We start from the raw sequence: 14,850 nt of genomic DNA, 5'->3' as shown, positions 1-14,850 counted from the left end.
ACACCATGACCGAAGATCGCGACGAAATCTCCGCCGCCAAGGCCGCATCGAAGGGCCGCCCCTCGCTGATCGAGCGCGCGGCGGGCCGCTTCGGGCTTGACCCGTTTTCGCTGCCGCCAACACCGCCGCTTGGCGGAGCGGTGCCGCCGGTTGCGCCCCTCGTCACGCCGGTAACGGGCACATTGACCGAAACCGTGCCCCAGCCCGAACCGACCAGGGAGCCGGTCGCAGCCGCTCCCGAACCCGCGTCCGGGCCCCAGCCCGAGCCCGAGCCCGAGCGGGCACCGTTCGCCCCGCCGATCGAGGGCATTCCGGCCAAGCAGGTGTTCCGCCGGGTGATCCATCAGGTCGACCGCAAGCGGCTGCGCGATCTCTGCCTGATCGAGCCCGAGGGCCCGGTCACCTCGCTGCTCGAGGAATTTCGCATCGTGAAGCGCCAGTTGCTGCTGACCGCGGCGGAATCGCGCAAGGGACGCGGGCCCGATCACGGCGAGCGCATCCTTATCTGTTCGGCCCATCCGGGCGAGGGCAAGACCTTCACCGCGGTCAATCTGGCGCTGTCGATCGCATCCGAAAAGGACAACGAAGTCCTGCTCGTCGATGCCGATTTCGCCAAGCCGAGCGTGCTATCGACTCTGGGGCTGCCCGGCGGATCGGGCCTGATGGACGCGCTGGTCGATCCGGCCATCGCGGTCGAGGATTGCATCCTGGCGACCGATGTGCCGGGGCTGTTCGTGCTGCCGGCGGGCAATCCCAGCGGGCAGGACACCGAATATCTCGCCTCGGCGCGGACGCAGCGCGTGCTTGACCGGCTGACGGCGCAGGCGCCCAGCCGCATCGTCATCTTCGACAGCCCGCCCGCGCTCGCCGCGTCGCCCGCTTCGGAACTGGCCATGCACGTCGGCCAGGCGCTGATGGTCGTTCGCGCCGATCGCACCGGGGAGGCGGCGCTGCGCGATGCCGTCAACATCCTGGCCGGGTGCGAAGACATCAAGCTGCTGCTCAACGGCACGCGCTTTTCTCCCACCGGTCGCCGTTTCGGCACCTATTACGGTTACAAGGACTGATCGTGCGCGCCGCCCGGAACCTTGGCCTGCTACTGTTTACGGCGCTTCCCGCGCTGGCGACGACGCCCGCGCTTGGCCAGAGCATCGGCGGTTCGACCTCCGCTTCGAGCATGCCCTCGGCCGGACAGGACGATCCCGAGGCTCCCACCGGCGGCGACGGGCCGACGGTGAAGCGCGCGGGCGGCGGCATCACCCGCACGCGCATCCAGCCCTACATCGAAGTCCGGCAGAACCTCATCAAGGAGCTGCGCCCGGGAGACGATACCGTCACCTACACCGCGCTGGCGGCGGGTGCCGACATGCAGTTCGGAGGACGCTATACGCAGGGCTCGCTTTCGGTGCGGTACGAGCGCCGCTTCGTCGAGAAGGGCAACTTCAACGATGGCGATTCCATCTCGGGTCTTGCCCGCATCCGGCGCGACCTGATCCCGCGCACGCTGCGGATCGAGGCTGGCGCGCTGGCATCGCGCACGCGTGTCGATTCCACCGGCAGTGCGCTGGTCAACGGCGGGCGCTTCACCGATTCGGTGACGCAGGTCTATGCCGTCTACGGCGGGCCGACCTATTCGGCGCGGATCGGCGATGTGAAGGTCAATGCAGGCTACACTGCCGGGTATACCAAGGTGGACAACAAGGATGCGCTGCAACTGGTCCCCAACGGGCCGCGCACCGACATCTTCGATCACTCGTTTACCCAGAACGCCCAGGTTTCGGCCGGCGTCCGTCCGGGCGAGGTCCTGCCGGTCGGCGTGACGGCCAGCGGCGGCTTCACGCAGGAAGATATCTCGAACCTCGACCAGCGCATCCGTTCGTTGCGCGCAGGCGTGCAGGTCACCTTGCCGGTCACGCTCAGCCTCGCTCTGGTCGGCGATGTGGGCTGGGAACATGCGCAAGTCTCCTCGCGCGATGCGGTCCGCGATGCCGATGGCAATCCCGTGCTAGGCAGCAACGGGCATTACCTGGTCGACAAGTCGAAACCCCGCCAGATCGCCTATGACAGCGAAGGGCTGACCTGGGACGTGGGCGTAATCTGGCGGCCGAGCCGGCGCACCTCGCTTTCGGCCTTCATCGGCCGGCGGTACGACAGCACGACCTATTACGGCTCGTTCAGCTACAATCCCAACCCGCGCCACGCGCTGCAGGTGTCGGTCTACGACGGCATTTCGGGCTTCGGATCGAGCCTTGGCAACCAGTTGCAGAGCCTGCCGACCGATTTCAACGGCAGCCTCGATCCGGTGGGCGGGGGGCTGACGGGCTGCGGCTTCGGCGCGACCGGAGGCACCTGCCTCAACGGTCCGTTCGGCTCGCTTTCGTCCGCCGCCTTCCGTGGTCGCGGCGTGAACGCAAGCTATGTGCTGACCTTGCAGCGCCTGCAGTTCACCTTGGGTGCGGGATACGCCAACCGCCGCTTCATCGGCGCGCCGGGCACCGTGCTCGGCATCGTCAATGGCACCGTGTCCGAAAACTGGTACGTGACCATGGGCCTTGGCGGTCCGATCGACGCGCGCTCCAACTTCGGGGTCAACGTCTACAGCGCCTGGTTCCGCAATCGGCAGAACCGCCTGGGCGATTCGAACGCGGTCGGCGCTTCGGCGTCGTACTACCGCCAGCTGACCGATCGTCTTGTGGCTTCAGCAGCCTTGGGTTTGGATGCTGTTAACTATAATGTGATTGAGGATCAGCTTATCCTGTCGGGCCAATTGGGCCTGCGCTACAATTTCTGACGGAGCGAGCGGCGCCATGTACGACGACTTCTACCAGCTGACGGGAAGGCCGTTCCAGCTCACGCCCGATCCGCAGTTCTATTTCGAGAGCCTGACGCACCGCAAGGCGTTGTCCTACCTCGGCTACGGCCTGGCGCAGGGGGAGGGCTTCATCGTCATCACCGGTGAAGTCGGTTCGGGCAAGTCGACCCTCGCCGCGCACCTGATGGCCACGGTCGATCGCCAGCGCCTCAGCGCCGCGCAGATCGTCACCAGCAAGCTTGATGGCGAGGAACTGGTTCACATGGCCGCGCGCGCCTTCGGTCTCGAAGTCGCCGGGCATGACAAGGCGAGCGCGCTCGCCCGCCTCGAAGCCTTCCTGCATGACGAAGCGCGCGCCGGGCGGCGGTGCCTGCTGGTGGTCGATGAATCGCAGAACCTCGCGGTCACCGCGCTCGAGGAACTGCGCATGCTGTCGAACTTCCAGCTGGGCGCGCATCCGCTGCTGCAGATCCTGCTGCTCGGCCAGCCCGAATTCCGCGCGCTGCTTTCGGGCACGCCGGAACTGGAGCAGCTGCGCCAGCGCGTGATCGCCTCGTACCACCTTGATGCGATGGAGCCTTCCGAAGTCGGCCCGTATGTCGAACACCGGCTCGCCTGCGTGGGCTGGCGCGGCAATCCGGCCTTCGACCAGCGCGTTTATGCCGAACTCGCCAAGGCGAGCGGCGGCATCCCGCGCCGGATCAACCAGATCGTCAACCGCCTGCTGCTGATGGGCGCGGTTGAACAGCGCACCCGGCTCGATGCTGCGATGCTGCAGGACGTGCTCGCCGATCTCGATCAGGACGGTGGCTTCGGCTCGGCTCTGGCCCGGCCGGTCCAGCCTACGCCGGCGCCGGCGCAACCCGGCGTCGCGCCGGTCCTTCGCGCTGCTGCGCCCGAGCCGGTTGCCACTGCGCCGGTCATCGCCGGAATCGATCCCGAAACTTTCGAGCGCGAACTGCGCATGCGCGATGAACAGATCGCCGAGCTGCAGCAGGCCGTGATCGAACTGTCCGACCAGCGCCACGCCGTCGTGCCAGAGCCCGCGCCCCAACCCGATCCGGTCGATGTCGAGGCGGTCGCCACTGCTGCTGCGCGTCAGGCGGTGGAGGACAGCGACGTCCTCGCCCAGATCGCCGAGCGGATCGCCGGTCTCGCCAGCCGGATCGAGGCGATGGAAGACCGCACCAGCGAACAGGAACAGGCGCTGCGCCATGTCCTTGCCATGCTGATCGAATGGATCGAAAGCGACGGCCACCACCGCGCTGCCGCCTGATCGCGAGCGAGACATTCCCGTGCCCGCAACTGCCTCCGGTCTGGTCAACGGCCTGTCGGTCGACGTCGAGGACTGGTTCCAGGTCGGCGCGTTCGAAAGGACCATCGCCCGCAGCGACTGGGACGGGCTCGAACGGCGCGTAGAGCGCAATTGCGACGCGATCCTGCAGCTGTTTGCCGATGCGGGCGCCAAGGCCACCTTCTTCACGCTCGGCTGGGTGGCCGAACGCCACCCTGCGATGATGCGACGCATCGCCGGACAGGGGCACGAAATCGCCAGCCATGGCTGGGACCACGCCCGCGTGTTCACGCTGGGGCGCGACGCCTTCGCCCAGGACATCGCCCGCGCCCGCGCTGTGCTGGAGGATGCCTCCGGCACGCGCGTCACCGGCTACCGCGCGCCGAGCTTCTCGATCGACGCGCGCACCCCTTGGGCGCACGAGGTGCTGGCCGAACACGGCTATGCCTATTCCTCCAGCGTCGCGCCGATCGTCCACGATCACTACGGCTGGCGCGAAGCCCCACGCTTCGCCTTTCGTCCCGTGGAAGGCGCGCCGCTGATCGAAATTCCGGTGACCACCGCCGAAGTTGCCGGTCGGCGCATGGCGGCGGGCGGCGGCGGGTTCTTCCGCCTGTTGCCCTACGCCGTCTCGCGCTGGGCGGTGGCGCGGGTCAACTCGCGCGATCACCGCCCCGCCGCGTTCTATTTCCATCCGTGGGAGATCGACCCCGGCCAGCCGCGCCGCAACGATGCGCCGCTGCGCTCGCGCCTGCGCCACTACACCAACCTCGATGCCATGGCGGGCAAGCTGCGCCGCCTGCTGGGGGACTTCGCGTGGGGCCGCATGGACGAGGTCGCGCGCGCCGAAGCGGCGCGATTGGGGTGAGGGCATGACCGCGCCCGTCACGGTGCGCTTGGCCAGCGATGCGGACGCACCGGCGCTTGCCGCCTTCGTCGCCGCCGATGCGCAGGCCAGCGCCTTCCACACGCCCGCCTGGCAATCCGCCGTGATGCGCGCCTGCGGGCACGAAGCGGTTGCGCTCGTGGCGGAACGGGGTGGCGGCATCGTCGCCATGCTGCCCTTCCACGTCGTCCATTCGCCGCTTTTCGGCCGCGCGCTCGTTTCGACCGGGTTTGCCGTGGGCGGCGGGATGCTCGGCGACGCCGCTGCTGCCGAGCCTCTCTATGCCGCTGCCTGCGAACTTGCCGTGCGGCGCAACGTCCCGACCATCGAACTGCGCGGCGGCCCCATGCCGCAGGCGCGTGGCTGGCATGTGAAGACCGACAGCCACGCCGGCTTCGTCGCCCCGCTCGCCGCCGATGACGAAGCGCAACTGCTGGCGATTCCGCGCAAGCAGCGCGCCGAGGTGCGCAAAGGGCTCGCCCATCCGCTCGAAGTGCGCGTTGGCCACTCGGCGCAGGATCGCGCCATGCACTATGCCGTCTACGCCGAATCCGTGCGCAATCTCGGCACGCCGGTGTTCCCGCGCGCGCTGTTCGACGCCGTGCTTGATGCCTTTGGCAGCGACGCCGACATCCTCACCGTGCTCCATGACGGCGCGCCCGTCGCCAGCGTGCTCAGCCTCTACCATCGCGGGGCGGTGCTCCCCTACTGGGGTGGTGGCACGCGCGCGGCGCGGACCCTGCGCGCCAACGATGTCATGTACTACGCCCTGATGAACCATGCCCGCCAGCGCGGGTGCGACCGGTTCGATTTCGGCCGATCGAAGGTCGATACCGGCGCCTACCACTTCAAGCGCAACTGGGGCTTCCTGCCCGAACCGCTCGCCTATGCACACTGGACGGCGGACGGCATGGCCCCGCGCGACATCAATCCGCTCAGCCCGCGCTATCGTGCCCGCATCGCCGCGTGGCAGCGCCTGCCGCTGGGCATTGCCAATCGCCTAGGTCCGTGGATCGCGCGGGGGCTGGCATGAGCGAAGTCCTGTTCCTCGCCCACCGCGTGCCGTTCCCGCCCGATCGCGGCGATCGCATTCGCTCCTCGCACCTGCTGCGGCGCATCGCGGAGGCAGCCACGGTCCACTTCGGCTGCCTGATCGAGGACGAGGCCGACAAGGCCGCGCTTCCCGCGATCGAGGCGCTCTGTGCCAGCCACCACTGCGCCGCCCGTCCACCCATTGGTCGGGCGGGGATCGTCGCGCTCGCTCGTCGCCAGCCGGTCAGCGTCGCCGCGTTCGATGCCCCTTCGCTCCACGCCTGGGTCCGCGATACGATCAACACGCGCCCGATCTCGGCGATCTTCGTCTTTTCCGGGCAGATGGCGCCCTACGTGCCGGACGACTTCGCGGGGCGCGTGGTGATGGACTTCGTCGACGTCGATTCCGCCAAGTACGAAGCCTATGCCGCCGCGGCGGGCCAACCCCGGCGCTGGCTCTATGCTCGCGAGGACCGCCTGCTGCGCGGGCTGGAGGAAAGCGCCGCCCGTCGCGCCGATCTGTCGCTGTTCGTCAGCGCCGAGGAGCGCGACCTCTTCTCGGCGCGGCTTCGGTCACACGACGGGATCGCGCTCGCGGCGCTCGGCAATGGCATCGATGCGGCCGCGTTTGATCCCTCGGGCATCGCTTCCACCCCCGAACTAGCCGATGGCGGTCCGCATCTCGTGTTCACCGGGCAGATGGACTACCCGCCCAATGTCGAGGCGGTGACGCTGTTCGCGCGCCAGGTCTTTCCCCGCGTCCGCGCGCTGTACCCCAGCGCCCGCTTTGCCATCGTGGGCCGCGCGCCGACCGCAGCCGTGCAAGCGCTCGGCGCCTTGCCCGGGGTGCTGGTCACCGGCGCGGTGCCCGATGTGCGTCCCTGGCTCGCCGGCGCCGATCTGGTGGTCGCGCCGTTGGCCATTGCCCGGGGCGTGCAGAACAAGGTGCTCGAAGCCATGGCCATGGCGCGGCCCGTGCTGCTGACCAGCGGCGCTGCCACCGGCATTGCCGCGCGTGATGGCGAACACTTTGCCGTGGCCGATGGCGCCCACGCTTTCGGCACGCGCGCACTCGCCCTGCTGGGGCAGGCGCAAGCCCGCCGCGCCATGGGATGCGCCGCGCGCGATTTCGTCCTCGCACACCATGCATGGGACAGCGTGCTTGCGCCTTTGCCAGCGATGCTGGGGCTCGCGGTATGAGCGCCACCGCTCCGTTGCCGCGTCTTCTCCTGCGCCTGCCGCAGGACTGGCGGCGCCCGCTCGGCCTGCTCGCGCTCGCCTGGTGCGCGCTCGTCGCCGTTTTCTTCCGCGATTGGGCGGACATGGCCGGGCAGTGGTGGGATTCCTCGACCTACAACCACGTCCTGCTCGTACCTGCGATCCTCGCCTGGCTGGTGAGCCAGCGCTGGCCGCAGTTGCGCGAGTTGACGCCACAGGGCTGGTGGCCGGCCCTGCTGCCCTTTGCCGGCGGTGCGCTTTTGTGGATGCTGGGCGATTTCTCGGGCTTCTCGCTCGCCCGCCAGCTCGGCGTCGTCGTCATGGCGCAGTGCATGGTGCCGTTGCTGCTGGGACCGCGCGTTACCGCCGGGCTGCTGTTCCCGCTCGGCTACCTGCTCTTCCTCGTGCCCTTCGGCGACGAACTGATCCCCACGCTCCAGCAGATCACCGCGCGCCTCGCCATGCTGCTGCTGCGCGTGGCGGGGGAACCGGCCGTGCTCGATGGCGTGTTCATCAGCACGCCAGCCGGTTACTTCGAAGTGGCAGAGGCGTGCTCGGGGGTGAAGTTCCTGATCGCGATGATCGCGTATGGCACGCTGGTGTCCAATGTCTGCTTCCGGTCCTGGCCGCGACGCGCCGCTTTCATGGCGCTGTCGCTGGTCATCCCGGTGCTGGCGAACGGCGTGCGCGCCTGGGGCACGATCTGGCTTGCCGGGATCTTCGGCATCCAGTTCGCCGCCGGTTTCGATCATATCTTTTACGGTTGGGTGTTCTTCGCGGTGGTCATGGCCTGTGCCATGGCGCTCGGCTGGCGCTTCTTCGATCGGCCGGTCGACGATCCCTTCATCGATGCCGCCGCGCTCGAAGCTTTACCCGTGCTGACCAAGCTCGGTCGGGCAAGGGTCGCCGGCCCGCTGGCGCTCGCGGGCGCAGCCGCCATCCTCGTCACGATCTTCGCATGGGCCGCGGCCGCTACCCGCATCGAGGCGCAGCTTCCGCAGCGCATCGCCTTGCCTCAGGTGCCGGGCTGGAAGCAGGTCTCCATCGTTCCCGAAGCGCCATGGCAGCCACTCCATACCGGTGCCGACCATCGCCTGTTCGGTCGCTATGCCGACAGGGCCGGCCATGTCGTCGATGTCTCCTTCGCGCTCTATGCCACGCAGTCCGAAGGGCGCGAGGCTGGCGGCTTCGGGCAGGGCGCCCTGCCGCTCGGCAGCGTTTGGGCGTGGGAAGGGGAAGGGCCCGCCTTCGCCGATGCGCGGGTGGACCTGTTGCAGGCGCCGGGGCCGGTCCACCGCCTTGCCGTTACCCGTTATCGCAGTGGCGATGTCCTGACCGGCAGCAACGCCCGGCTCAAGCTCGCCAACATCCGCGATCGGCTGCTGCTGCGCGCCCGGCCAACCTCGGTGCTGATCCTGTCGAGCGAGCGCGAAGTATCGGGCGCGTCCATCCACGCTTTCGAAGCCGCGATCGGCGATCCGGCGGCATGGATAGACCGCATCGGCCAGGCGCGCTAGGCGGCTCGCATGTGCGGCATAGCAGGCATCTTCCACACCGAGGGCCTCAAGCCCGTCGACCCGACGCGCGTGCGCGCCATGTGCGATGCCATCGCGCATCGGGGGCCGGACGGCGACGGGGTCTGGACTGCACCCGGCGTCGGACTCGGCCATCGCCGCCTCGCGATCATCGACCTTGCCGGCTCGCCCCAGCCTATGGCCTCGGCCGACGGCGCGGCGATGCTTGTGTTCAATGGCGAGATCTACAACTACCGCGAGCTGCGCCGCGAACTCGCCGCCGAAGGCGTGCAGTTCCACACCGATGGCGACAGCGAGGTGATCCTCGCCGCCTGGCAGCGCTGGGGCGTCGATTGCCTGCCAAGGCTCCATGGCATGTTCGCCTTCGCGCTTTACGATCTGCGCGAACGTACGCTGCTCCTTGCCCGCGACCGGCTCGGCGTGAAGCCGCTGTTTACCGCAACGCTGGCCGATGGCAGCGTGATCTTCGGCTCCGAACTCAAGGCGCTGCTGGCGCACCCTTCGCTGCGGCGTGAGATAGACCCGTTGGCGATCGAGGACTATCTCGCCTGGGGCTACGTCCCCGACCATCGCTCGATCCTGAAAGGCGTCGAAAAGCTTGCCGCCGGCCATTACCGCCTGCTGTGGCACGATCGCGTGGCCCCGCCGCCGGTGCAATGGTGGGACATCTCGTTCGCCGACCGCGAGCGTGGCAGCGAGGCGGACCTTGGCGTCCACCTGCTCCACCGCCTGCGCGAAGCGGTCAGCTCGCGCATGGACGCCGATGTGCCGCTTGGGGCTTTCCTTTCGGGCGGTGTCGACAGCTCGAGCGTCGTCGCGCTGATGGCCGAGGCGAGCACCAGTCCGGTCAAGACCTGCTCAATCGGGTTCGACGTCGCCGCACTCGATGAAAGCAGCTACGCCGAAACGATCGCGCAGCGCTTTGCGACCGAACACCACGCCGCGACGGTGGGCGCAGATGACTACGCGCTGATCGACCGCCTGGCAGGCATGTTCGACGAACCCTTCGCCGATGCCTCGGCGCTGCCCACGTTCCGCGTCTGCGAGCTTGCCCGGCGCCACGTCACCGTCGCGCTGTCGGGCGATGGCGCGGACGAAGCCTTTGCCGGATACCGCCGCCAGGTGTTCCACCATGGCGAGGAACAGGTCCGCCGCCTGCTGCCCCAAGGCTTGCGCCAACCGCTGTTCGGCACGCTCGGCGCGCTCTATCCCCGGCTGGACTTCGCCCCGCGCCCGCTGCGGGCCAAGGCCACCTTGCTCAGCCTCGCCCGCGATGGCGACGAAGGTTACGCCCGCGCGCTCGCGGTCACGCAGGTGGAACAGCGCCAGGCGCTCTACTCGGCCGATTTCTTGCGCTTGCGCGGCGATTACCGGGCCGAGCAGCCCTTTGTGGAAACGATGCGCCGGGCGCCCGCCCGCAGCGGGCTCGATCGCGCGCAATATGCCGATCTCAAGTTCTACCTGCCCGGCGACATCCTCACCAAGGTCGATCGCACCAGCATGGCGGTCGCCCTCGAAGCGCGCGAGCCGCTGCTCGATCACCGCCTCGTCGAATTCGGCGCCCGCCTGCCCGAAGCGTTGCGCGTGCGGCGCGGCACCGGCAAGTACCTGATGAAGCAGGTCATGCGCCGCAGCCTGCCCGACGAGGTGCTGTTCCGCCCCAAGATGGGCTTCGTCACGCCCATCGCACAATGGCTGCGGGGCCCGCTCGCCGGTCAGGCAAGGGCCATCGCCGACAGCGCCACGCTTGCCCGCACCGGCTGGTTCGATGCCGGGCAGTTGCGCAGACTGGCTGATGCGCATATCTCCGGAACGGCGGACAACAGCCGCTTGCTATGGCAATTTGTCATGCTCGATCGATCTCTTGCGGGCCTCGTCTGAAGCCAGGTAGCTGAAATCGTTTGCTATCGATGGTTGACCCCAGGGTAACCAGGTAAGGCAATATCAACCAATTCGGACTATTCCGATCGCGTAAGCCCTCTTTTCGCGACGGTCGATGCGCCAGTTCCTGCGTTCTCCCTTGGGCATAGCCCTGCTGATATGCTTGGCGCTCGGCCGCATGGCGTTCTGGGCTCCGTTCAGCTCGTTCTACTGGAACAAGGTAGCGCCGATCCTCGCGTCGCCCGCGTCGGACCGGGTTGTAATCGTGACCATGGACGAAGGGGCCGATCCTACGACCGGCGATGCAGCTGCCCTTTTGGCTCGCATCCGCAGGGAAATGCCGCGAAGTGTCTTTTTCGACGCGAAAGTTTCCTATGGGGTCAATGCATCTGATGATGCCATGCTCGGTCGGGCGATCGCATCCTATGGCCGAGATTTCACGTATGTCGTGCGTTCGCAGAAGCCGGACCAATTCGATCCCGACAGTTTCCATTTGCCGCCCAAGCGTCTTGTGCCGGATTCGCAAATTGCGGTGTCAGCCTGGAATACCAATTTCACGTACAAAGCTATCTCGGCGCCCTACAGCGTCAGGTTGAACGGCCAGGATTACCCAACCGTCAGCACGGTCATGGCCGGACGACATTCAGGGGCACAATCGGAATATTATCCCGATTTCTCGATCGATCCCGCGACGATTCCCAAGATTTCGGGTCGGGAGCTCAGAAGCAACCGCCTGCCACAGGGTATCCTGGCAGGCCGCGTGGTTGTCGTCACTTCCGACCAAGGGGCCATGATCGGATTTTTCGGCAGTCAGGTGGTACAGCCCATCGCCGTCGACATTACTGCGGCGGAAGCGCTGCGAAAGCCGCTGTCGCTCAACCTCAGCTTCGTGCCGATGGTTGTGATGCTTGCATTGGCCATTCTCCTCATCCGTCGCATTCAAAGGCAGCGGTTCAGGATCCTACTTTATTTGGCGATCGTCGGTACTGTGCTGGTACTGCCGATGCAGTTGCGGACTTTCGGGATCGTATGCGATCCGGATGGATCCATGGCGTTCTTGCTCATTTACGCTGCTATTCGCGGTTGGCAGAAACGTACCCGGCGTATCCAGCATACGTCACTTTCGGGCCTGCCAAACCTTGCAGCGTTGTCGTCCCAACCGATCGAGATCGGGCGAGATGTCGTCGTCGTCGTCGTGGCCCGCTACGAAGAGATCCTGGCGACGCTGCCCATTGAGCTGCACGGCGAGGTCGCGCGCCAGATCGCCCGCCGCCTTTCGGTCGGTTCGGGCGCGAACGAAATCTATCATGGCGAAAGTGGCCACTTCGCCTGGACCGAGGAAGCGCGCCCGCTCGAAATGCAGCTCAACCATCTCGAAGGCTTGCGCGCGCTGTTCTCGGCGCCGCTACAGATCGGCGAGCATACCTTCGACACCAACATCCACTTCGGCCTCGACCGGAATGAAGGAGTCGATGCCTCCACCCGCGTCAATTCCGCGCTCGCCAGCGCCAACGAGGCGCTGGCCAATGGCCGCTCGATCGAGCTGTTCGAATCGCAGCGCCTGGTCGAAGCGCCGTGGGAACTGTCGCTTCACGCCCGGATTGAAGAAGGCCTGCGGAACGGCGAGATCTGGCTCGCCTTCCAGCCGCAGTGGGATTTTCTCGAGGGCCGCGTCAGCGGTGCCGAGGCGCTGATTCGCTGGAACCATCCCACACGCGGGCCGATCGCGCCCGATGCCTTCATCCTGCAGGCAGAACGCGCCGGGCGCATCGACACATTGACGTACTGGGTGCTCGAGGAAGCCATCAGCGCGGCACTTGCGCTCAATGCTCTGGGGCCACGGTTCCAGATGAGCATCAACCTCTCAGCGCAGATGGTCGACAAGGCGGACCTTGTCACGAACTTCGCCGAGATCGTTCGCCGACGCCGCATCGAGCCTTCGCTGCTCACCATCGAGGTTACCGAAACCTCAAGCGTGCGCAATCGGCCGGCGGCGTGTCACAACCTCACCAAGCTGCGCGAGATGGGCTTCCGGCTGTCGATCGACGACTTCGGCACGGGCGAGGCCAGCCTTGCCTATCTCGCCGACCTGCCAAGTGACGAACTCAAGCTGGACCGTCGCTTCGTCTCGCGCCTGCTCGACAGCGAACGCGACCGGGCGATCATCACCAGCACGATCGGCCTTGCCCATGCGCTGCGCCAGTCGGTCGTTGCCGAGGGAATCGAGGACGCTGCTACTTTCGCGATGCTCCGCGATCTCGGTTGTGACCATGCCCAGGGATACTACCTCGGAAGGCCGCAGCCATTCGCGGTTTTCCTCAGCGATTACGAGCAGGGAAGGCGCCGAGCAATTTCCGACGTTTAGGTCTTGTTAACCAAAGCGGGTAATGATATTTACGCTTCCGTCACCGTGGATGGAGGCATTTATGCGCAAGTTCGATTTCTGGTCCTGGGCATTCAAGTGAGCTGATCCTGCGGGATCTCTTGCTTGCCTCAGGCAACCAAAAGCAAAAAGCCCGGGTGTCGAACCCGGGCTTTTTTTGTTGGATTTCCGCCGTTTGGTGGCAACTTCCAGCAGGGCGGGCGTTCAGTCCTCGCCGTGGCCCAGCGCCAGGTACTCCTGGCTCTGCATCTCCATCAACCGGCTGACGGTGCGGTCGAAGGCGAACCGGCCTTCGTCATCGCCTTTGCCCCGCGAATCATAAAGGTTAACGGGATCTGCCGCCGCCGTGGCGATCAGCTTGACCTTGTGTTCGTACAGCGCGTCGATCAGCGTGATGAAACGCATCGTCTCGTTGCGCAGTTCGGCGCCCAGGCGCGGGATCGCGACGACGATCACCGTGTGGTACTTTCGCGCGATCGCAAGGTAGTCGGCCGCGCCGCGCGCTTCGGTGCACAGCCGCTTGAAGCTGAACACCGCAACGCCCTTCAGGCTCTTGGGAACGTGCATCGTCCGGCCTGTGCCGACGTCGATCTCCGCGCTGGGCACGTTGGCGCTGTCTTCGGGCGGATAGTCGGTCAGCCGGAAGAACGCCTCGCGCACCGCCTCGGTCGATTCGGGCCCGATTGGTACATGCCACGTGCCCACGCCACGCATCCGCTCCATGCGGTAATCCACCGGCCCGTTGAGCGTCAGCACGTCGAGCCGCTGTTCGACCAGCGCGATGAACGGCAGGAAGTGCTCGCGGTTGAGCCCGTCCTTGTAAAGGTTCGCCGGGACGCGGTTCGATGTCGTCACCACCACCACGCCGTGGTCAACGATCAGCGCGGTGAACAACCGGCTCATGATCATGGCATCTGCGCTGTTGTTCACGACCATCTCGTCGAAGCACAGCACGCGCGTCTCCGCCGCGATGCCCGCTGCCACCGGCAGGATCGGATCGCCGCTTTCCTTCTTGCGCTCCTCGCGCAGCCGGGCGTGGACGTCGAGCATGAATTCGTGGAAGTGTGCGCGGCGCTTGGCCGGAACTTCCAGGTTGTCGTGGAACAGGTCCATCAGCATGGACTTGCCGCGTCCCACATCGCCCCACATGTAGATTCCGCGGGGGCTTTCGGGCGCCTTGCGACCGAGCAGCTTGCCCAACAGGCCGGGCGAGGGGGGCGGGCTCTCAAGCTCGCGCTGCAACGCGTCGAGCTTCTGCGCCGCGGCTGCCTGTTCGGGATCGGGCTTCAGTTCGCCGGCGGCCACCAGCGCGGCATAGCGGGCGGCAACACTGCCCATCAGCGTGATGGTTTGCGGATCGTGCCGTTGAACGCGGCGATCGTTTCCTCGCCCTGTTCGACCAGCCCGCGCAGGAAAACCAGTCGCTTGGTTTCGCGCAGCACTTCGACCACCGCGTCGAGCGGCTGGTCGAGCCTGCCGGCACCGATGAACTGGGTCGAAAGGTCCAGCGTTACCGATCCCGCCGCATTGCCGTCGAGGATCAGCCGCATGCCGGTGAATAGCGCGATGTCGATCAGTGACAGCGTCGCACCACCGTGTACCGCGTCCAGCAGGTTGGAATGCTTGCGCTCGGGAAACATCCGCAGCCGCGCCCGGCGCTTGCCATCCGGCCCGTCTTCCAGCCGGGCGACCAGCTTGCCGATGGCGTTGGCGTTGTAGCGGGTCGGATCGGCCAGGTCCCAGGTCAGCCAGCCCTCATGCTCGGGGCTGGGCTCGACCCGGAAACCGGTCATCATCTCGGTCATGGCG

At 66.7% G+C, this 14,850-nt stretch carries 11 protein-coding genes; 9 read left to right on the top strand and 2 right to left on the bottom strand.

The features are described 5' to 3' along the window. Nucleotides 1-5 precede the first annotated feature (5 nt). The 9 genes from AACH40_RS10330 to AACH40_RS10290 all read left to right on the top strand — a co-directional run bounded on the left by AACH40_RS10330 (nt 6) and on the right by AACH40_RS10290 (nt 13,023). Nucleotides 6-1,067 carry an AAA family ATPase gene (locus AACH40_RS10330; RefSeq protein ID WP_338642337.1) on the top strand — a complete coding sequence of 354 codons (1,062 nt, stop codon included), beginning with the start codon at nt 6-8 and terminating at the stop codon, nt 1,065-1,067. A gap of 2 nt (nt 1,068-1,069) precedes the next feature. Then, on the top strand, nt 1,070-2,791 hold the full coding sequence (locus AACH40_RS10325) for a preprotein translocase subunit YajC (protein WP_338642336.1): 1,722 nt from the start codon (nt 1,070-1,072) through the stop codon (nt 2,789-2,791). Nucleotides 2,792-2,807: 16 nt separating this feature from the next. Beyond that, nucleotides 2,808-4,088: an XrtA/PEP-CTERM system-associated ATPase gene (locus tag AACH40_RS10320; protein WP_338642335.1), complete on the top strand. Its 1,281-nt coding sequence runs from the start codon at nt 2,808-2,810 to the stop codon at nt 4,086-4,088. 40 nt (nt 4,089-4,128) lie between these two features. After that, complete coding sequence (locus AACH40_RS10315) at nt 4,129-4,974, top strand: XrtA system polysaccharide deacetylase (protein ID WP_338646039.1); 846 nt, start codon at nt 4,129-4,131, stop codon at nt 4,972-4,974. Nucleotides 4,975-4,978: 4 nt separating this feature from the next. Further along, nucleotides 4,979-6,025, top strand: a complete 1,047-nt coding sequence (locus AACH40_RS10310) for a FemAB family XrtA/PEP-CTERM system-associated protein (protein ID WP_338642334.1) — start codon at nt 4,979-4,981, stop codon at nt 6,023-6,025. Beyond that, entirely contained in the window at nt 6,022-7,224 is a 1,203-nt protein-coding gene (locus AACH40_RS10305) for a TIGR03087 family PEP-CTERM/XrtA system glycosyltransferase (protein ID WP_338642333.1), read from the top strand. Before AACH40_RS10310 ends, AACH40_RS10305 begins: the two co-directional genes overlap by 4 nt. Further along, on the top strand, nt 7,221-8,759 hold the full coding sequence (gene xrtA / locus AACH40_RS10300) for an exosortase A (protein WP_338642332.1): 1,539 nt from the start codon (nt 7,221-7,223) through the stop codon (nt 8,757-8,759). Before AACH40_RS10305 ends, xrtA begins: the two co-directional genes overlap by 4 nt. 9 nt (nt 8,760-8,768) lie before the next feature. Next, nucleotides 8,769-10,658: an XrtA/PEP-CTERM system amidotransferase gene (locus AACH40_RS10295; protein WP_338642331.1), complete on the top strand. Its 1,890-nt coding sequence runs from the start codon at nt 8,769-8,771 to the stop codon at nt 10,656-10,658. Nucleotides 10,659-10,773: 115 nt separating this feature from the next. Continuing rightward, nucleotides 10,774-13,023, top strand: coding sequence for an EAL domain-containing protein (locus tag AACH40_RS10290; RefSeq protein ID WP_338642330.1), 2,250 nt, complete (start codon nt 10,774-10,776; stop codon nt 13,021-13,023). 222 nt (nt 13,024-13,245) lie between these two features. On the opposite strand, the gene zapE is transcribed toward AACH40_RS10290, so the two are convergent. Both zapE and AACH40_RS10280 read right to left on the bottom strand, forming a co-directional pair. Beyond that, complete coding sequence (gene zapE, locus AACH40_RS10285) at nt 13,246-14,379, bottom strand: cell division protein ZapE (protein ID WP_338642329.1); 1,134 nt, start codon at nt 14,377-14,379, stop codon at nt 13,246-13,248. Further along, nucleotides 14,379-14,846, bottom strand: coding sequence for a PaaI family thioesterase (locus AACH40_RS10280; RefSeq protein WP_338642328.1), 468 nt, complete (start codon nt 14,844-14,846; stop codon nt 14,379-14,381). Before AACH40_RS10280 ends, zapE begins: the two co-directional genes overlap by 1 nt. Nucleotides 14,847-14,850: the final 4 nt, after the last annotated feature.

Origin of the sequence: Novosphingobium olei, from assembly GCF_037076535.1 — a bacterium.
Lineage (GTDB): Bacteria > Pseudomonadota > Alphaproteobacteria > Sphingomonadales > Sphingomonadaceae > Novosphingobium > Novosphingobium olei.
This window is presented reverse-complemented; position numbering and strand designations above follow the sequence as displayed.